The organism is Mycobacterium sp. IDUB_3 (assembly GCF_055419585.1).
Genome location: NZ_JBVAXZ010000001.1, coordinates 3,581,117 through 3,599,367 on the forward strand (window position 1 = coordinate 3,581,117; position 18,251 = coordinate 3,599,367).

Below are 18,251 nucleotides of genomic sequence, written 5' to 3' on the forward strand. Positions count from 1 at the left end.
CATCCGGACCGGGCTATTCCCGGTCGTGCGTGCCGGGTGGATGCGACTCGGTCGGCCCCGCCGCCGTGGGCTCATCCGGGCTCGGCGGGGCGGAGCCGGGCGGACCGGACTCAGGGCGCTCCTCGGGCCGCTGGGTGGGCAGCTTCTCGGTCTCGGCTTCGGCGCCGGGCACCGGTTCCTCGAGGCCGCTGCGGCCAAAGAAGTCCTGGTCGCCCCGGTCGAGGCCGGGGTCGGTCAGCGCGCTCTCGCTGCGCAGGCTGAACGAGGCGAGCAGCCCGCCGCCGATCAGCGCGATCAGGCCGACCGCGGTGAAGGTGATCGGCAGCACCCGCGACCACAGCGCCAGCCGATCACGCTCGTCGCGGGCGGCGTTGACCTGGGACTCGACGGTGTCTTCATTCGAGGTGACCTTGTAGTCGGCCAGCGTGAGCTCCGGCTTGAGCGGATCCCGGGCGAAGTAGTGGGCGGCGTGCTCGGTCTGCTTGACGATGGTGCCCGACACCGGATCCACCCAGAACGTGCGCTGCGCCGCGTAGTAGCGGGTCATGGTGATCTGTTCGTTCGGATCGCCACCCTGGACACCCCACATCGATGCCGACGTGGTCTGCTTGGCGTCCTCGTTGCCCGCCAACAGCGACGGGTAGGCCACCGGCGCCACCAGCTTGCCGTCGGCGTTGTAGCCGATGTTCTGGGTGAACTTGTACGTGGTCAGGCCGTTGACGTCTTCCTGGGTGTCGTAGTTGACGTCGAACGCCTTCTGCGCAATCGGATCGAAATACGGGTAGGTCTTCTTCTCCGTGTGGAACGGGAACCGGTAGGACAGCCCGTCGTGGCGCAGCGGCATCGCGGTGGGCGGGTTCTCGTCGTTGACGGCACGCGGCTTCTGGACCGAGCCACCGGCGTGGGTGTCGTCGGAGACGGCCAGCGCGGTCCTGCGGTTGAGCGTGACGGTGTCGACGATCGCCAGCAGCAGCCCGCTGTCCTTCTGCTTGTCCGTGCGCCGCAAGGAACTTCCGACCTGGAGCGTGACCACGTCGGAGTTGGCGGGCGACTCGACGCTAATCTGCTGCTGGGAGACCAGCGGCACGTTCTGGTTGACGACGACGTGGTCGGTCGACAGCGACGTGGAGTCCAGCGCGGTCCCGGTGCCGTCACCGATCAGGGTGGCGTCGATGTTCAGGGGGACCTTGGTGATTCTGCTGGTGGTGTAAGTCGTCAAAAGCAGCGCGGCGATCAGCAGGGCAGCTCCGAGTCCGATAATCCCGCATGCGGCGAACCGCAACATGACTGCTCGGTTCACGTCGCTGTGCCCTCCTCAATTTCTTGCTTCATCAGCCGTGACCCGACCCGAGCAGCAGCCCGGGGCAAACTCGTTTGACCCTAACAGCACAAACTAAGGCAGCGACTTACGAACCTGTCGCTGCGCACTGTCTTCCGGGTGTACCCATTCGCCGGGGAACCCAGCACAGGCAAACTGTGGTGGTGAGCGATGACCAGCGGGTGGGCGGGGTCCGCAGCTTCCTGCCGGCCGTGGAAGGCATGCGCGCCTGCGCGGCCATGGGCGTGGTGATCACGCACGTCGCGTTCCAGACCGGGCACTCCAGCGGCGCCACCGGCAGGTTGTTCGGCCGCTTCGACCTCGCCGTGGCGGTGTTCTTCGCGCTGTCGGGTTTTTTGCTGTGGCGCGGACATGCCGCAGCGGCAAGGGATCTGGGACCGCGCCCGCGCACCGGCCACTACCTGCGGTCGCGGGTGGTCCGCATCATGCCTGCCTACGTGGTCGCCGTCGTCGTGATCCTGACGCTGTTGCCCGATGCCGATCACGCCAGCCTGACGGTGTGGCTGGCCAACCTGACACTCACCCAGATTTACGCGCCGCTGACACTGACCGGCGGGCTGACCCAGATGTGGAGCCTGTCCGTCGAGGTCAGCTTCTACCTGGCGCTGCCGATCCTGGCGCTGCTGGCGCGCCGCCTGCCGGTAACCGCGCGGGTGCCCGCGATCGCCGCTTTGGCGGCCCTCAGCTGGGCGTGGGGCTGGGTGCCGCTGGGTGGCGAGTCCGGCATCAACCCCCTGAACTGGCCGCCGGCTTTCTTCTCCTGGTTCGCCGCGGGCATGCTGCTGGCCGAGTGGGTGCACAGCGGGATCGGGCTGCCACACCGCCTCGCGCGCCGGCGACTGGTGATGGCCGCCGTCGCGGTGGGCGCCTACCTGATCGCGGCGTCGCCGCTGGCGGGTCCCGAAGGTTTGGTGCCCGGCACCCCGGCCCAGTTCGCGGTGAAGACCGCGATGGGCTCGCTGGTGGCCTTCGCGCTGGTCGCCCCGCTGGTGCTGGACCGGGTGGACACCCCGCACCGCATCCTGGGGACGACTGCCATGGTGACCCTGGGACGCTGGTCTTACGGGTTGTTCGTGTGGCACCTGGCGGCGTTGGCCATGGTGTTCCCGGTGCTCGGGACGTTCCCGTTCACCGGCCGCATGCCCACCGTGCTGGTGCTGACGCTGCTCTTCGGTTTCGCGATCGCCGCGGTCAGCTATGCGCTGGTCGAGTCGCCGTGCCGGGAAGCGTTGCGCCGCTGGGAGAAACGCGAGAGGCCGGGCGAGACGGCTGCAGGCGTAGACGCCGAGGCGGACGCGATCGCGCCCTAGCCGGTGCGGTCCATCCACTGTTCCAGCGCGTCCGCGGTAGGAGATGCGAGTCGGAGGCGCGCCTCCTAGCTGGGCACGGCTTCGATGACGCAGAGCGGCCCTGCCGTCTGCACCACGCGCTGCAGCTGGAAGCCGCCCCGCCGGAGTAGGTCGGTCCACTGCTTGAGGTCGCGTTCCAGTGCGCCCGCCATCACCAGCATCTCCATATCGGCGTAGTGGCCGAGGAATTCGCGGTCGTGATCGGGGATGACCATCTCCAGCAGCAGCAGCTTCGCACCCGCAGGGGCCGCGGCTTTGATGGTGCCCAGGATCGCGATGGCTTTGTCATCGGGCCAATCGTGGATGACGTTCTTCATCACATAGGCATCAGCCGACGGCACGCTTTCGAAGAACGACCCGCCCGTCACCGTGACTCGGTCGGCGACACCGTGCGCGGCCAATATCGGCGGCGCTCCCTCGACTGCCTCTGGGAGGTCGAACAGCACGCCGCGGGCATTGGGGGCGGCGGTGAGAAGGGACGACAGTAACCGGCCGTGGCCGCCACCGATATCGGCGATGACGCCGAAGTTGCTGAAGTCGTACGCCGCGACCGCCGCTGCCTCCAATATTGCCGACGTGGACGTCATGGCGTTGTTGAAGATCCCTGCGAACTCAGGGTCGTCCCGGAGGTAGTCGAAGAGGTCCTTTCCGAACACTTTTGGGGGGTTCGGCTCTCCGGTGCGCACCGCATCGGCCAGCCGTGTCCAGTTCGCTCGGTGTTGCGGGGAGCCGAAGAACAGGGCAGTCCCATGCGTCGAGATCGGCGAGTCGGTGCGCAACGTGTCGGCCAGCGCGTTCAGTGCGAAACGACCGTCGCGACGCCTGCGAAACACGCCGCGGCTGATCAGCAACCGCATCAGCCGTGCCACGCTGTCCGGGTCGGCCCCGATGCGGCGCGCCAATTCCTCTTTGGTCAACGGGCCCGCAGCCAGCGCGTCGGCGATACCCAGTTGCGCGGATGCCGAGATGGCCTGCGACAGAAAGGCCCCGAAGATCATGTCGATGACCGTGATCGGCGGAGGTGCCAGTCGCTGGTATAGCCGTCCCACGTGATGACGGACTCGTTCGACCGCCCGAGCCACCCGGGCGGGCGGCAGTCTCGGGGCTGATGTCGGTGACTTAAACGGCATCGTTCTCCAGTACCTGGTCATTGGGGCGATTACAGACTCGAAGAAACAAGTATTCCTTCTAGAGCATCTTCGCGCGGCCCAAGCTTGATTTGAATGCACTGTCGTGTGTGTTGATCGCCAACTGCGGGCTCATGGCGGCCCTGGAATCAGTGCGGGTCAGCTCGCTTCGGCGGCCGCCAGGCGCTCCAGGATCTGTTCGCGCACCGCCGAGCGGCGGGCCTTTCCGGCGTCGTCGCGCAGCGGGGTGTCGACGAACTCGACCGTGTGCGGCACCTTGTACCCCGCCACGTGGTCGCGCAGAAACTCTTGCACGCCAACGGAATCCAGCACCGAACCGTCGATCGGGTGCACGAGCGCGTACGGCACCTGGCCGAGGTCGTCGTGGGGTACGCCGACGACCAGACAGGACAACACGTCCGGGTGCGCGGAGAGTGCGTTCTCTATCTCGGCGGGGTAGACGTTGCGGCCGCCGACGGTGAACATGTCGACCCGCCGGTCCGAGAGATACAGGAACCCGTCGGCGTCGAAATAGCCCAGATCGCCCAGCGAGTCCCAGCCGTCGCGGCTCTTCGCCGTGGCGCCCACGTACCGGTAGGTGGGCGCGCTGTCCGGGCCCGGCCGCATGTAGATCTCGCCGACCACTCCGGGCGGGCAGGGTTTGCCGTCGTCGTCGAGCGCCTTCATCTCCCCGGCGACCACCACGCCGACCGACCCGCGGTGCGTCAGCCACTGGTCCCCGGAGATGAACGTCAGCGCCTGTAATTCGGTGCCGCCGTAGAGTTCCCAGACTTTCTCCGCGCCCAGCAGGTCGATCCAGGCCTGCTTGATGGCTGGCGGGCAGGGCGCCCCCAGGTGCCAGAACCGCCGAATGGACGAGAGGTCGTAGGCGTCCGGGTCGGCCTGGTAGACCGGCAGCGTCCGCTGCATGATCGTCGGCACCGTCGTCAGGAACGTCACGCGATGGTCGGCGATCAGCCGAAGGAACCCCTCAGGGTCGAACCGGCTCATCAGCACCAGGTGATGGCGCATCAGCAACGCGATGGTCGCGGTGGTGAAGCCGGTGTTGTGGCTCAGCGGCACCGGTACCAGGGTGGTGTCGCCCTCCTGGGCGCCCAGCGGATAGCCGATCGCCGACGGTATCCGGCTGTCGCCGCCGGATTCGATCAGCTTGGGCCGGCCGGTGCTGCCGCCCGAGCCCATCGCCTTCCACACCGGCGACACCGCCTCCGGCAACTCGCCGTCCGACAATGCCGGGTCGGGTTCGAAACCGGCTGGGACGCTAGGTATTTCACGATGCTCGCGGCCCACCAGCAGGGCGGGTGGCCGCAGGTCCACCAGGCCCTGCAGCTCGGCGTCCGGCAACCGCGCGGACAGCGGCTGCGGCACCGCGCCCAGCTTCCAGCACGCCACCGCGGCCTGGATCCACTCGACCGAGTTGGGCAGCACCATGGTCACGTAGTCACCGACGCCCACGCCGCGCTCGGCGTAGGCGCGGGCCAGCCGATTAGTCGAGCGGTCGAGCTGGGCGCGGGTGAGGGTAATGCCGTCGCAGGTGACCGCCGGCTCGTCGGGGGCGAGTTCGGCCAGCGCCGAAATCTGCGTGCCGATCGGCGGGATCGGCTCACTCATACGCGCCTTGCCGCTCGAAGATGCGGCGCGGGTTGTCCACCAGCATGGTGTGCAGCTGTTCGTCGGTGACGCCGCGCTCCTTGAGCGCCGGGATGACGTCGTTGTGGATGTGCAAGTAGTGCCAGTTCGGCATAACCTGCGACACCAGCTCGTCGGGCAGCGCGTCGAAGTAACAGTTGGCGTCGTGCGAGAGCACCATCTTGTCGGCGTGCCCGCGCTCGCACATCTGCGCAACGGTGTTCACCCGGTCCTCGAAGGGCAGGAACGCGTCGATGCCGAAGCGGTCCATCCCGAGGTAGGAGCCGGCGGCGATGAGCTCCTCGAGGTAGCCGATGTCGGTGCTGTCGCCGGAATGCCCGATGATCACCCGGCTCAGGTCGACACCCTCCTCCTCGAAAATCTTCTGCTGTTCGAGGCCGCGCCGCAGCCCCGCGTGGGTGTGGGTGGAGATCGGCACCCCGGTGCGCTTGTGCGCCTGGGCGACCGCGCGCAGCACCCGCTCGACGCCGGGGGTGACGCCGGGTGTGTCAGTCGCACACTTGAGGATCCCGGCCTTGATGCCGGTGTCGGCGATGCCTTGCTCGATGTCGCGGACGAACATGTCGGTCATGATCTCCGGGCCGCCGAGCTCGCCGCCCGGGCCGAGGTAGTGGAAGTACATCGGCACGTCGTTGTAGGTGTAAAGCCCAGTCGCCACAACGATATTCAGCTCGGTCTCGGCCGCGACCCGGGCGATCCGGGGGATGTAGCGGCCCAGGCCGATCACGGTGAGGTCGACGATGGTGTCCACGCCGCGGGCCTTCAGTTCGTTGAGCCGCGTGATGGCGTCGGCGACGCGCCGATCTTCGTCGCCCCACGCTTCGGGATAGTTCTCGGCGATCTCGGTGGTCATGATGAACACGTGCTCATGCATGAGGGTTACGCCCAGTGCGGCGGTATCGATGGGCCCGCGAGCGGTATTGAGTTCTGACACGCCACTGATGCTAGGGCGGCGGGCAGCCGACCAACAGGGCCGTTTTGTTCCGGTCGCCCCGACGGCCGCGCGATTGCAGTACCGTCACCCTCGTCTTCGTCGAGAACCCGCTGGGAGTCACGTCATGTTGCTCAATCCCAACCACCTGCAACGCCAGTACCCAGACCGCCGCTCGGGGGAGATCATGGCCGCGACGGTGGACTTCTTCGAGTCCCGGGGCAAGGCCCGGCTGAAGGCCGACGACCACGAACGGGTGTGGTACTCGGACTTTTTGGACCACGTCGGCCGCGAGCGCATCTTCGCCTCGCTGCTTACCCCGAGCGACTACGGGGCGGACGACTGCCGCTGGGACACCTACCGGATCAGTGCGTTCGCCGAGATCGTCGGCTTCTACGGGCTCAATTACTGGTACCCCTTCCAGGTCACCGCCCTGGGCCTGGGCCCGATCTGGATGAGCGCCAACGAGGACGCCAAGCGCAAGGCCGGCGCGCTGCTCGAGGCCGGCGAGGTGTTCGCCTTCGGGCTGTCGGAGCAGACGTACGGCGCGGACGTCTACCAGACCGACATGAACCTGACGCCGAAAGACGGGGGCTGGACCGCCACCGGGGAGAAGTACTACATCGGCAACGCCAACGTGGCCCGGATGGTCTCCACCTTCGGCAAGTTCGACGGCACCGACGAGTACGTGTTCTTCGCCGCCGACTCGCAGCACGAGCGCTACGAGCTGATCAAGAACGTGGTGAACTCGCAGAACTTTGTCGCCAACTACGCGCTGCGCGACTACCCGGTCACCGAGGCCGACATCCTGCACCGCGGCCCCGAGGCCTTCCACGCCGCGCTCAACACCGTCAACGTCTGCAAGTACAACCTGGGCTGGGGCGCGGTCGGCATGTGTACCCACGCGATGTACGAGGCGGTCACCCACGCGTCCAACCGCATCCTGTACGGGACCGTCGTCACCGACTTCACCCACGTGCGGCGGTTGCTCACCGACGCCTACGCCCGGCTGGTCGCGATGCGGCTGGTCGCCACCCGGGCGTGCGACTACATGCGCAGCGCGTCGGCCGAGGACCGCCGCTACCTGCTGTACAGCCCGCTCACCAAGGCGAAGATCACCAGCGAAGGCGAACGCGTCATCACCGCGCTGTGGGACGTCATCGCCGCCAAGGGCGTGGAGAAGGACACCATCTTCGAGGCGATGACCCGCGAAATCGGCCTGCTGCCAAGGCTGGAGGGCACCGTCCACATCAACATCGGGCTGCTGGGCAAGTTCATGCCCAACTTCCTGTTCGCCCCCAACAGCGCCCTGCCGTTGATCGGCCGCCGCGACGACGCGGCCGACGACGCCTTCCTGTTCGCACAGGGGCCGACCGGCGGCCTGGGCAAGGTGCGTTTCCACGACTGGCGCGCGCCGTTCGACAGCTTCGGGCACCTGCCCAACGTCGCCCTGCTGCGCTCGCAGATCGACGTGCTCGCCGACATGCTGGCCGGCGCCACCCCGGATGCGGCGCAGCAGAAGGACATCGACTTCGCCTTCGCCGTCGGGCAGTTGTTCGCCACCGTGCCGTACGCCCAGCTCATCCTGGAGGAGGCCGGGCTCTCGGGCGTGGACGAGGGATTGCTCGACGAGATCTTCGCCGTGCTGGTCCGCGACTTCAACGCCTACGCCGTGGAGCTGTCAGACAAGCCGGCGACGACGGACGAACAGGCCCGCTTCGCGCTGCGGATGATCCGCCGGCCCGCCCACGACCCCGCGCGCTATGACCAGATTTGGAAGGACCACGTGCTGCCGCTCAGCGGCGCCTATCAGATGCGGCCCTAGCGCTCGGCGCATCGCGGCGCCGAACGTGAAGTTAGTTTCACGTTGGGCCGCGAGCGAGAAGTTACTTTCACGCTCGGCAAGAAGCGCTTCCGGCACCTGCGTCTGCGCCGGTATTCGGCACCAGACGCGCTCATGCGCGAGTTTGATAGGCCTTCCAGCGATCGGGGTCGTCCTCGAGCGCGGCGCGGTCCCAGCCGGCATGCACCGCGGCCGCTTCGTAGGTGTCTTGTAAGAATCCGAGGAGCGTCTGGTCGGGGTCGGCTGCCTTCCGCACCGCCTCGTACGGCAACAGGTATTCACCGAGATCCTTGTCGTAGCCCGCCTCCTCGGGACCTACCGGGTGGTCGGCGAAGCCGTCGGGTTCGGGATAGGCGTAGGCGTAGAAAGCGCCCTCGTCACCCCCGCCGGGAAAGAATCCGCAGCTGCTCAGTTCTCGCGAGTAGCCCTCGATCATCACCCAGTCTCCGCAATTGGGTGCGCCGCCCGGGTGGCGGGGCGCACCGCGCCCGGAAAATCTGGTGCACGCGAGATCCATTGCACCCCAGAAGAAATGGACGGGGCTTACCTTACCCATGAACCGGGACCGAAACTGGCCGAGCACGCGGTTCGCTGCAAGCAGCTGGCGCCAGAACAGGTTTGCCGCATCAGGGTCGTATGACGCATGTTCGACATCTTCGGCGAACGGCAGGGCCGGATCTACCTCGTTGGGGTGCGCTTGGATACGGGTTGAGAAACCCAGCTCGTCGAGTGCCCGCATCGTCTGCGAGTAGAACTCGGCCACCGATTTCGGTTCCAGGCGCACACCGCGGGTCGCACCGGTGCTACTGCGGATCATCAGCACGTGGTCGATGAAATCGAACTCCATATCGAAGACCGCTGTCCCATACGGGATCGCCGACGTCGTCAAACCGCGCGGGGTCACATACGAGGTGACCTGCCACCAGTGGTTGACCAACGGCGAATGGGCCAGCCGGACCTTGCCGACAATCTGAGCCCACATGTGCAGTGTCTGCCTCGTGGGAGCCCAGTCGTCTACCCGCAGGCTGGGCCACGCGATGCTGTCGTTGTGGTGCGTCGTCACGATCAACTCCTCGGCTCTGGTCGGCGTCCGGCTTTCACCGGGTCGGTATCACCGATAGTGCTCGCTTGCCAGGTTTCTCGCCCGGCATTCCGTCTGCCCGCCCAGCACCGGCGGCGCCGACCGATGCGCCCTTGACTGTGGCGTGGCTCACAGTAGGATGACCAGTGGTCATTCACCATAGGAGGGGCAGTTGCCAACGGTCACCTGGGCGCGCGTCGATCCCGCTCGTCGAGCCGCGATCATCGAGGCCGCGGAGGCGGAGTTCGGGGCCCACGGGTTCTCCCGGGGCAGCCTGAACGTGATCGCGCGGCGCGCCGGGGTCGCCAAGGGCAGCCTGTTCCAGTACTTCGCGGACAAGCGTGACCTCTACGCGTTCATCGCCGACATCGGCAGCCAGCGGGTGCGTGCCTACATGGAGGACCGTATCCGCGAGCTCGATCCAAGCCGGCCCTTCTTCGACTTCCTCACCGACTGGCTCGACGCGTGGGTGGCCTACTTCGCGGACCATCCGCACGAACGCGCGCTGCACGCCGCGGCGACCCTGGAAGTCGACACCGAGGCCCGCGTCAGCGTGCAGCACGTCATCCACCGTCACTACCTGGAAGTGATGCGCCCGCTGGTGCGCGACGCGCACGTCCGCGGCGACCTGCGCGCGGATTCCGACACCGACGCGCTGTTGTCGTTGCTGCTGCTGATCTTCCCGCACCTGGCACTGGCGCCCTACATGCGCGGCCTGGATCCGATTCTGGGGCTGGACGAGCCCACCCCGGAACAGCCGGCGCTGGCCGTGCGCAGGCTCGTCGCGGTGCTGGCGGCCGCGTTCGCGGCTGCCCCGAAAGCCCCGCCAATCAGCTCAGTCCCCAAACGATCTGAGGAGGTCACATGAATCGCACCCGAATCGCCTCGATGGCCGAGGGCGGCCTGAACTGGGACAGCTTGCCGCTCAAGCTGTTTGCGGGCGGCAACGCGAAATTCTGGAATCCGGCCGACATCGACTTCTCCCGCGACCGCGACGACTGGGAACGGCTCACCGACGACGAACGCAGCTACGCCACCCGGCTGTGCGCCGAGTTCATCGCCGGCGAGGAGTCCGTGACCCAGGACATCCAGCCGTTCATGGCCGCGATGCGGGCCGAAGGCCGGCTCGGCGACGAGATGTATCTGACGCAGTTCGCTTTCGAGGAGGCCAAGCACGTCCAGGTGTTCCGCATGTGGCTCGATGCCGTCGGCATCACCGAGGACCTGCACTACTACCTCGACGACGTCCCGACCTACCGCACGATCTTCTACGAGGAGTTGCCGGACTGCCTGAACGCGCTGATGGTCGACCCCTCGCCGGCCGCCCAGGTGCGGGCGTCGGTGACTTACAACCACATGGTCGAGGGCATGCTGGCGCTGACCGGTTACTTCGGCTGGCACAAGATCTGCGTGGAACGCGGCATCCTGCCCGGCATGCAGGAGCTGGTGCGGCGCATCGGCGACGACGAGCGACGGCACATGGCGTGGGGCACCTTCACCTGCCGCCGCCACGTCGCCGCCGACGACGCCAACTGGGGCGTCTTCGAAACGCGGATGAACGAACTGATGCCGCTCGGCCTGCGCCTGATCGAGGAAGGCTTCGCCCTTTACGATCCGATGCCGTTCGGCCTGTCGGTGGACGAGTTCATGCAGTACGCGTCCGACAAGGGGATGCGGCGCTTCGGCACCATCTCCAGTGCCCGAGGGCGACCGCTCGGCGAGATCGACCTCGACTACTCGCCCGTGCAGCTCGAGGACACCTTCGCCGAAGAGGACGAGCGGGCGCTGGCGGGGGTCTCCGCCTAGCCGGCGATCACTCGACCTTGTTGTCGCCGGCCGAGGAACCGCCCTCGGTTTCCCCGACCCACACGGTCTTGGCGTTGACGAATGCGCGGATGCCCAGGCCCGCGAGCTCGCGTCCGTACCCGGACCGCTTGACGCCACCGAACCCCAGTTCGGGATAGGACACCGTCATCCCGTTGATGAAGACCTGCCCGGCCTCGATGTCGTCGATGAAGCGCTGCTGCTCGGCCTCGTCATTGGTCCAGGCGTTGGAACCCAGGCCGAACGTGGTGGCGTTGGCGATCTCGATGGCCTCGTCGATGTCGGCGGCCCGGTACATCGACGCGACCGGTCCGAACACCTCCTCGGTGTACAGGGCCATGTCCTTGGTGATGTCGGTGACCACCGTCGGCGGGTAGTACCACCCCGGCCGGTCGATGGGCTTGCCGCCCAGCCGGATCGTGGCGCCCGCCGCGGCGGCGTCGTCGACCTGCTTGGCGATCTCGTCGCGGCCCGACTCGGTGGCCAGCGGGCCCACGTCGGTGTCCGGGTCGGTCGGGTCGCCGACGGTCAGCGCCTCCATCTGCTTGGTGAACTTGTCGACGAACGCGTCGTAGATGTCGGTGTGCACGATGAACCGCTTTGCGGCGATGCAGGACTGGCCGTTGTTCTGCACCCGGGCGGTGACGGCGGTCTTGGCGGCCTCGTCCAGGTCCGCCGAGGGCATCACGATGAACGGGTCGCTGCCGCCGAGCTCGAGCACGGTCGGCTTGATCTCGTCACCGGCGATTGCCGCCACCGATTGGCCGGCCGGTTCGCTGCCGGTCAGGGTGGCCGCCGCGACCCGGGGATCGCGCAGGATGCGCTCGACCGCGCTGGAGGAGACGAGCAGGGTTTGGAAACACCCCTCGGGGAAGCCGCCGCGGGTGATGACGTCGGCCAGGTAGAGCGCGCTCTGCGGAACGTTCGATGCGTGCTTGAGGATCCCGACGTTGCCGGCCATCAGCGCCGGTGCGGCGAACCGCACGGCCTGCCAGAGTGGGAAGTTCCACGGCATCACGGCCAGCACCACCCCGAGCGGTTGAAAGCGGGTGTAGGCCTTCTTCGCGCCCACCGCCTTGGCGTCGGCCGGCTCGTCGGCCAGCAGCTGCTCGGCGTGTTCGGCGTAGTAACGAAACCCCTTGGCGCACTTGAGCGCTTCCGCCTTGGCCGACTTCAGCGTCTTGCCCATCTCCAGCGTCATCATGGCGGCGACGTCGTCGGCCTCCGCCTCCAGCAGGTCGGCGGTCGCGTTTGCCCACTGGGCGCGCTGGGCAAACGTGGTGTTGTGGCGGTAGTCGAGGAAGCGTTCGTAGGCACGGGCAATCGCGGCGTCGACTTCCTGGTCGGTGGCCGGGGTGAAGGTCTTCACTGTCTCGCCGGTAGCCGGGTTAATGGTGGCGATGGGCACGTCGGCCCTCCTTCATCGGGTTCGTGGTGCGTAGTGGCTGAAAAGTCCAACACCTAGCCTGCCACTATCGTTCCCCTAAGGGAGGTGTCGGATGAGCAAAGCCGCTGAGCTGATCGTCAAGTGCCTGGAAAACGAGGGTGTCTCCGTCGTGTTCGGGGTGCCCGGCGAGGAGAACATCCGGTTCGTGCAGGCGCTGGCGTCCTCGACCATCCGCTACGTGCTGACCCGGCACGAGCAGGCCGCCTCGTTCATGGCCGAGATGTACGGCAGGGTCACCGGGCGGGCGGCGGTTGTCTCGGCCACGCTGGGGCCCGGCGCGATCAACATGCAGCTCGGGGTGGCCGACGCCACCACCAACAGCACCCCACTGGTCGCCATCTCCGCGCAGGTGGGTCACGACCGGGAGTTCAAGGAGTCACACCAGTACGTCGACCTCGTCTCGATGTTCGCCCCCATCACCCGGTGGTCGGCCGGCATCCCGACCGCGCGCGCCATCCCCGAGATGGTCCGCAAGGCGTTCAAAGTCTCCGAGGCCGAACGCCCGGCCGCGATCTACCTTGCGGTGCCCGAGCACATCGACGCCGACGAGACCGACTACGACCTGAGACCGTTGCCCCGCAACGTCGTACGCGCCGACGCCCCGGCGCCACGCCAGGTGGCCCGCGCCGTCGACGTGCTGCGCAACGCCAAGCGCCCGGTGGTGCTGGCCGGGCACGGCGCCGCGCGCGCCGACGCCACCAAAGCCCTGGTGCGCTTCTCCGAGGAATTCGGCATCCAGGTGGCCAACACGTTCCACGGCAAGGGCGTCATGCCCGACGACCACCCCAACAGCATCGGCACGCTGGGCTTCATGCGGCACGACTACGTCAACTTCGGGTTCGACAACGCCGACGCCGTCATCGCCGTCGGCTACGAGTTGCAGGAATTCGACCCGGTGCGGATCAACCCGCAGGCGGACAAGAAGATCATCCACATCCACCGGTTCCCGGCCGAGGTCGACGCGCATTACTCGGTGGACGTGGGGATCATCGGCGACATCAGCGATTCGCTGAACGCCCTCACCGACGCGCTGTCCGGACACACCTTCGCCCACGCCGCCGAGGTACCCGGCTCGGGCCTGCTGTCCGAGGAATTCGAACGGGGCCAACAGGATTCGCGCTATCCGCTGGCGCCCGCGCGGGTGGTCGCCGACACCCGCGCGGCCCTGGGCCGCAGCGACATCGTCCTGGTCGACACCGGCGCCACCAAGATGTGGATGGCCCGGCTCTACCCGACATACGAGCGGAACACCTGTCTGATTTCAAACGGGTTGTCCACCATGAGTTTTGCCCTACCGGGGGCGCTGGGCGTCAAGCTGGCGCAGCCGGAGGCCAAGGTGCTGGCGGTCGTCGGCGACGGTGCGTTCCTGATGAACTCGCAGGAGATCGAGACCGCCGTGCGCGAGCGCATCCCGCTGGTGGTGCTGATCTGGGAGGACGGCGGTTACGGCCTCATCGAATGGAAGATGGACCTCGAGCTCGGGGCGCACTACTACGTGAAATTCAACAACCCCGACGTGGTGAAGTACGCGGAAAGCTTCGGCGCCAAGGGATATCGCATCAACAGCGCCGAGGAGCTGCTGCCGACGCTGCGGACCGCGCTCGACGACGACGGCGTCTCGCTGATCAGTTGCCCGGTCGACTATTCCGAGAATCTGCGGTTGACCGACCGCCTCGGCGAGCTGGACGAAACGCTGTAGAGATCGGCGACCGGGGGTCCGGGTCAGGACGACTGCTTGATCTGTATCTGGTCGGTGTAGGCATACCCCCGGGGTGCCCGCAGGCCGGGATGAGATACGTGTGGTCGGCCGAACCCCTTCCGTCGAGCTCACCCAGGCGTCAAGCGTTCATGATGGGGTATCACAGGTCGCCGTTCACCGCGATCCGGCAAACTTTCCCGCCATCGGGCTGGTCGGCGCTCCGGTCGGCGGGAGGGCCCACCTGCGATGGAACGCTTCGCCGGGGCGTGGTCGAATGGCACATGCTGTTCCGCCAGCTGGAGTATTTCGTCGCGCTCGCCCAAGAGCGGCACTTCGCGCGCGCCGCGAGCACCTGTTACGTGTCGCAGCCCGCGCTTTCGGAAGCCATCCGCAAGCTCGAATCCGAACTCAACGTCCCGCTGGTGCGGCGCGGTCAGAAGTTCGAGGGCCTCACCCCGGAGGGCGAGCGGCTGGTTCCGTGGGCGCGGCGCATCCTGGCCGACCGCGACGCCCTCAAACAGGAGGTCACCGCCCTGCAAGCCGGCCTGACCGGCGAACTGCGGCTCGGCGTGGTACCAGCCGCATCGACAACCGTTGCGCTGCTTACGGATCCGTTCTGCGCGGCACATCCCTTGGTGCGCGTTCAGCTGGAGGTCAACCTGCGCTCGGCCGGGATAGTCGAGCGGGTCCGCAAGTTCGAATTGGACGCGGGCATCCTGTATCCGGACCAACAGGACACGGCGGATCTCCTGGTCACCCCGCTGTATCACGAGCAGCCGGTGCTCATTGCGACGGCCGAACTGCTTGGCAGCGCGGCGAAAACGATGGCGTGGTCGGACACCGTGCGGTTGCCACTGTGCCTGCTGACACACGGCATGCGGGGCCGCCGGGTCATCGACGACGCGCTGGCCACCCACGGTCTGCAGGTCACACCGCAGCTGGAAACCGATTCCGTGGCCGCGCTGTTCGCGCACGTTCGAACCGGCCGGTGGGCGAGCATCGTGCCGCAACCGTGGATCCACACGCTGGGCGTGCCGGCCGGGGTGAGCGTGCTGCGGCTGCGACGCCCGTCGGTTACCGCGTTGATCGCGCTGGTGACCAACCGGGCGGAGCCGGGCTCGCTGCTGGCGCGCGCGTTGCGACGGACCGCGCGCGAGGCCCGCATCGGCACGACGCTCAGCGAGCCGTCCTAGCGGGGCTGATCGGCGCCGCCTATCACCCGGTCGGAATCGTGTCTTGGACACCGCGGCGGGCTGCTCCGAGACTGGGCGTGACCGCCGGCTTAAGGAGAATTCGATGGCCAAATGTGTGATGGTGCTCTATCCCGATCCCGTCGACGGGTACCCGCCGAGCTACGCGCGGGACGGCATCCCGACCATCCGGGGATACCCCGACGGCAGCACCGTGCCGACCCCGTCGACGATCGACTTCACCCCAGGCGAGCTGCTCGGTTGCGTTTCGGGTGCCCTGGGGCTGCGCCGGTTCTTCGAAAGCGCAGGCCACGAATTGGTGGTGACGTCGGACAAGGACGGCCCCGACTCGGAATTCGAGCGTGAGCTGGCCGACGCGGAAATCGTGATCTCGCAGCCGTTTTGGCCCGCCTATCTGACCGGAGAACGCATCGCCCGAGCGCCCAAGCTCAAGCTGGTGCTGACCGCCGGCATCGGCTCGGATCACGTGGATCTGGAGGCGGCGCAGCAGCGCGGGATCACCGTGGCCGAGGTGACATACAGCAACAGCATCAGCGTCGCCGAGCACACGGTGATGCAGATCCTGGCGTTGGTGCGCAATTTCGTGCCGTCGCACCGGTGGGCGGCAGAAGGCGGCTGGAACATCGCCGATTGCGCAGGGCGCGCCTACGACCTGGAGGGGATGGACGTCGGGTTGATCGCGGCCGGCCGGATCGGGCGTGCCGTGCTGCGCCGGCTGGCGCCGTTCGACGTCAACCTGCACTACACCGACACCCGCCGGCTGGCACCGGACGCCGAGAAGCAACTCAACGTCACGTTCCACCCCACGGTCGAGTCGCTGGTGCGGGCGGTCGACGTGGTGTCCATCCACTCGCCGCTGTACGACGACACCCGCCGGATGTTCAACGAGCAGCTGATCGCGACCATGCGCCGGGGCTCTTACATCGTCAACACCGCTCGCGCCGAGGAGACCGTCCCCGAGGCGATCGCGGCCGCCCTGAAGTCGGGTCAGCTCGCGGGGTACGCCGGAGACGTATGGTATCCGCAGCCGCCGCCGCCCGACCATCCCTGGCGGACGATGCCGAATAACGCTATGACACCGCATGTTTCGGGCACCACGCTGTCCGCCCAGGCGCGCTATGCGGCCGGCACCCGGGAAATCCTGGAGAGCTGGTTCGCCGGCAAGCCCATCCGCCCCGAGTACCTGATCGTCGAGGGCGGCAAGCTCGCGGGCACCGGGGCGCTGTCCTACCAGAAGTAGGCCGCCCGGCCGAACTCAATTGGCGCTGGTCGCCGTCGACAGGGCCATAGGTGGCACGTAACCGCCGATCAGGGCGCGATGCCACCACACCCGATCGCGGCGCAGCTCGGCCGGGGTGGTGAAGCGGTACTGGTAGAGCTGTGCCCGCACATAGCGAGGCGGCGAATCGGGAAACGGGTTGTGGCGCAATAAACGCAGCGTTGGCCGGTCGTTTTCCAGCAGCCGCTGCAAGAACGGCCTCAGCCACGGCTGCGCGTAACCCGGCGAGATCGCGGCGAACCACATCAGCCAGTCGAGGCGCAGATGATAGGGCGCCCACTGTCGCGGCAGTCGTTTCGGCACCCCCGGCTTGCCCTTGAATTCGTATTCCTTCCAGACGGTTTGGCCGGTGATGACGGCCTCGTCGGTGCCTTCGATCACCACCTCCCGCCGGATCCGCCCGATGCTGCCGAACGCGCCGTAAGTATTCACCAAATGAAATGAGTTGAACGACATGTTCATTCGCTGCCGAGAAGACAACATGTTCGCCAGCGGCCAGTAGCTCATGAACAGCACCGCGGCCGTGACGGCGGCCACCAGACCGACGAACCACAGCGGTGTCACCGCCAGACCCGCATGCGCCGGGACGAGGCCCTTGGGCAGGAGCGCCGCGAACGACGCGTCATCGATGGCGCTGAACGCCAACACGATAGTCACCCAGTTCAGCCACGCGAAATTGCCCGAGGCGACCAGCCACAACTGGGTGACGACGATGATCGCCGCGGCCACGCTGGCCACCGGCTGCGGCGCGAACAATCCGAACGGCACGATCAGCTGCGCGAAATGGTTGCCGGCCACCTCAATCCGGTGCAGTGGTTTGGGCAGATGATGGAAGAACCAGCTCAACGGCCCCGGCATGGGTTGCGTCTCATGGTGGTAGTACAAACACGTCAGATCGCGCCAGCACGGGTCGCCGCGCATCTTGATGAGTCCCGCGCCGAACTCGACCCGGAACAACAGCAGGCGAACCATCCAGAGCGTCAGCAGCGGCGGCGCCACGTCGTGATTGCCCAGGAAGATCATCAGGAACCCGGTCTCGAGCAGCAGCGACTCCCAGCCGAACGAGTACCAGGTCTGCCCTACGTTGACGATCGACAGGTAGAGCATCCACAGCACCAGCCACATCGCCATCGCGGCCCACAACGGCACCGCGTCGGCGACCCCGGCGACGATCGCCGCCGACAGCGCCGCACCGAACCAGGAGACGGCCGCAAACAGCCGATCGGAATAACGCAGGTGGAAAAGGCTCGGCGTACGCCAAAAAGATTGCCTCGCCAAGAACTGCGGGATGGGCAGGATGCCGCGCTCGCCGATGAGCGCGCGGAACTGGAGTGCGGCGGCGACGAAGCCGAGCAGGTAAATCGCCGCGGCGCCGCGCTCGAGCACCAGTCTGCCCACCCAATATTCGGGTGCGGAAAACCAGTCCATGGCGCTGACTCCTCGGTTGGTG

The 18,251-nt window shown here is 67.1% G+C and carries 14 protein-coding genes; 7 read left to right on the forward strand and 7 right to left on the reverse strand.

Annotated features, from left to right (window positions below; genetic code table 11):
- Positions 1 to 13: 13 nt before the first annotated feature.
- Positions 14 to 1,300, reverse strand: coding sequence for a cell envelope lipid trafficking protein PgfA (gene pgfA, locus ACZYVJ_RS16580; RefSeq protein WP_463832022.1), 1,287 nt, complete (start codon positions 1,298 to 1,300; stop codon positions 14 to 16).
- Positions 1,301 to 1,476: 176 nt separating this feature from the next.
- Here pgfA and ACZYVJ_RS16585 point away from each other — a divergent pair, with 176 nt between their 5' ends.
- Positions 1,477 to 2,649: an acyltransferase family protein gene (locus ACZYVJ_RS16585; protein ID WP_463832023.1), complete on the forward strand. Its 1,173-nt coding sequence runs from the start codon at positions 1,477 to 1,479 to the stop codon at positions 2,647 to 2,649.
- Between the two features lie 65 nt (positions 2,650 to 2,714).
- Here the strand turns inward: ACZYVJ_RS16585 and ACZYVJ_RS16590 are convergent, their stop codons facing one another.
- From ACZYVJ_RS16590 to ACZYVJ_RS16600, 3 genes are all read right to left on the reverse strand, one after another.
- Positions 2,715 to 3,737 (reverse strand): methyltransferase, encoded by a 1,023-nt coding sequence (locus tag ACZYVJ_RS16590; protein ID WP_463832024.1) that lies wholly within the window; start codon positions 3,735 to 3,737, stop codon positions 2,715 to 2,717.
- 237 nt (positions 3,738 to 3,974) lie between these two features.
- On the reverse strand, positions 3,975 to 5,447 hold the full coding sequence (locus ACZYVJ_RS16595) for an AMP-binding protein (protein WP_463832025.1): 1,473 nt from the start codon (positions 5,445 to 5,447) through the stop codon (positions 3,975 to 3,977).
- A complete protein-coding gene (locus tag ACZYVJ_RS16600; RefSeq protein ID WP_463832026.1) occupies positions 5,440 to 6,420 on the reverse strand; it encodes a phosphotriesterase family protein in 981 nt (326 codons plus the stop codon). The genes ACZYVJ_RS16595 and ACZYVJ_RS16600 overlap by 8 nt, the downstream gene beginning before the upstream one ends.
- A gap of 124 nt (positions 6,421 to 6,544) precedes the next feature.
- Between ACZYVJ_RS16600 and ACZYVJ_RS16605 the strand changes: the two genes are divergently transcribed.
- On the forward strand, positions 6,545 to 8,242 hold the full coding sequence (locus ACZYVJ_RS16605) for an acyl-CoA dehydrogenase family protein (protein ID WP_463832027.1): 1,698 nt from the start codon (positions 6,545 to 6,547) through the stop codon (positions 8,240 to 8,242).
- 130 nt (positions 8,243 to 8,372) lie between these two features.
- Here ACZYVJ_RS16605 and ACZYVJ_RS16610 read toward each other — a convergent pair whose 3' ends face one another.
- A complete protein-coding gene (locus tag ACZYVJ_RS16610; protein ID WP_463833023.1) occupies positions 8,373 to 9,284 on the reverse strand; it encodes a DUF5996 family protein in 912 nt (303 codons plus the stop codon).
- A gap of 229 nt (positions 9,285 to 9,513) precedes the next feature.
- Between ACZYVJ_RS16610 and ACZYVJ_RS16615 the strand changes: the two genes are divergently transcribed.
- Both ACZYVJ_RS16615 and ACZYVJ_RS16620 read left to right on the forward strand, forming a co-directional pair.
- On the forward strand, positions 9,514 to 10,209 hold the full coding sequence (locus ACZYVJ_RS16615) for a TetR/AcrR family transcriptional regulator (RefSeq protein ID WP_463832028.1): 696 nt from the start codon (positions 9,514 to 9,516) through the stop codon (positions 10,207 to 10,209).
- Entirely contained in the window at positions 10,206 to 11,147 is a 942-nt protein-coding gene (locus ACZYVJ_RS16620) for a R2-like ligand-binding oxidase (protein WP_463832029.1), read from the forward strand. Before ACZYVJ_RS16615 ends, ACZYVJ_RS16620 begins: the two co-directional genes overlap by 4 nt.
- Positions 11,148 to 11,154: 7 nt before the next feature.
- Here ACZYVJ_RS16620 and ACZYVJ_RS16625 read toward each other — a convergent pair whose 3' ends face one another.
- Positions 11,155 to 12,573 carry an NADP-dependent succinic semialdehyde dehydrogenase gene (locus ACZYVJ_RS16625; RefSeq protein ID WP_463832030.1) on the reverse strand — a complete coding sequence of 473 codons (1,419 nt, stop codon included), beginning with the start codon at positions 12,571 to 12,573 and terminating at the stop codon, positions 11,155 to 11,157.
- Between the two features lie 91 nt (positions 12,574 to 12,664).
- On the opposite strand from ACZYVJ_RS16625, the gene ACZYVJ_RS16630 reads away from it, so the two are divergent.
- The 3 genes from ACZYVJ_RS16630 to ACZYVJ_RS16640 all read left to right on the forward strand — a co-directional run bounded on the left by ACZYVJ_RS16630 (position 12,665) and on the right by ACZYVJ_RS16640 (position 16,762).
- Positions 12,665 to 14,311, forward strand: coding sequence for an acetolactate synthase large subunit (locus tag ACZYVJ_RS16630; RefSeq protein WP_463832031.1), 1,647 nt, complete (start codon positions 12,665 to 12,667; stop codon positions 14,309 to 14,311).
- A gap of 281 nt (positions 14,312 to 14,592) precedes the next feature.
- Positions 14,593 to 15,504 carry a LysR family transcriptional regulator gene (locus ACZYVJ_RS16635; RefSeq protein ID WP_463833025.1) on the forward strand — a complete coding sequence of 304 codons (912 nt, stop codon included), beginning with the start codon at positions 14,593 to 14,595 and terminating at the stop codon, positions 15,502 to 15,504.
- Between the two features lie 103 nt (positions 15,505 to 15,607).
- Positions 15,608 to 16,762, forward strand: a complete 1,155-nt coding sequence (locus tag ACZYVJ_RS16640; RefSeq protein WP_463832032.1) for an NAD-dependent formate dehydrogenase — start codon at positions 15,608 to 15,610, stop codon at positions 16,760 to 16,762.
- A gap of 15 nt (positions 16,763 to 16,777) precedes the next feature.
- Here the strand turns inward: ACZYVJ_RS16640 and ACZYVJ_RS16645 are convergent, their stop codons facing one another.
- Positions 16,778 to 18,229, reverse strand: coding sequence for a lipase maturation factor family protein (locus tag ACZYVJ_RS16645; RefSeq protein WP_463832033.1), 1,452 nt, complete (start codon positions 18,227 to 18,229; stop codon positions 16,778 to 16,780).
- Between the last annotated feature and the right edge of the window lie 22 nt (positions 18,230 to 18,251).

Excerpts from the sequence above, each read along its gene's own strand:
- ACZYVJ_RS16595 (WP_463832025.1), bottom strand. The coding sequence starts at position 5,447 with ATGAGTGAGCCGATCCCGCCGATCGGCACGCAGATTTCGGCGCTGGCC.
- ACZYVJ_RS16605 (WP_463832027.1), top strand. The coding sequence starts at position 6,545 with ATGTTGCTCAATCCCAACCACCTGCAACGCCAGTACCCAGACCGCCGC.
- ACZYVJ_RS16620 (WP_463832029.1), top strand. The coding sequence starts at position 10,206 with ATGAATCGCACCCGAATCGCCTCGATGGCCGAGGGCGGCCTGAACTGG.
- ACZYVJ_RS16630 (WP_463832031.1), top strand. The coding sequence starts at position 12,665 with ATGAGCAAAGCCGCTGAGCTGATCGTCAAGTGCCTGGAAAACGAGGGT.
- ACZYVJ_RS16635 (WP_463833025.1), top strand. The coding sequence starts at position 14,593 with ATGCTGTTCCGCCAGCTGGAGTATTTCGTCGCGCTCGCCCAAGAGCGG.
- ACZYVJ_RS16640 (WP_463832032.1), top strand. The coding sequence starts at position 15,608 with ATGGCCAAATGTGTGATGGTGCTCTATCCCGATCCCGTCGACGGGTAC.
- ACZYVJ_RS16645 (WP_463832033.1), bottom strand. The coding sequence starts at position 18,229 with ATGGACTGGTTTTCCGCACCCGAATATTGGGTGGGCAGACTGGTGCTC.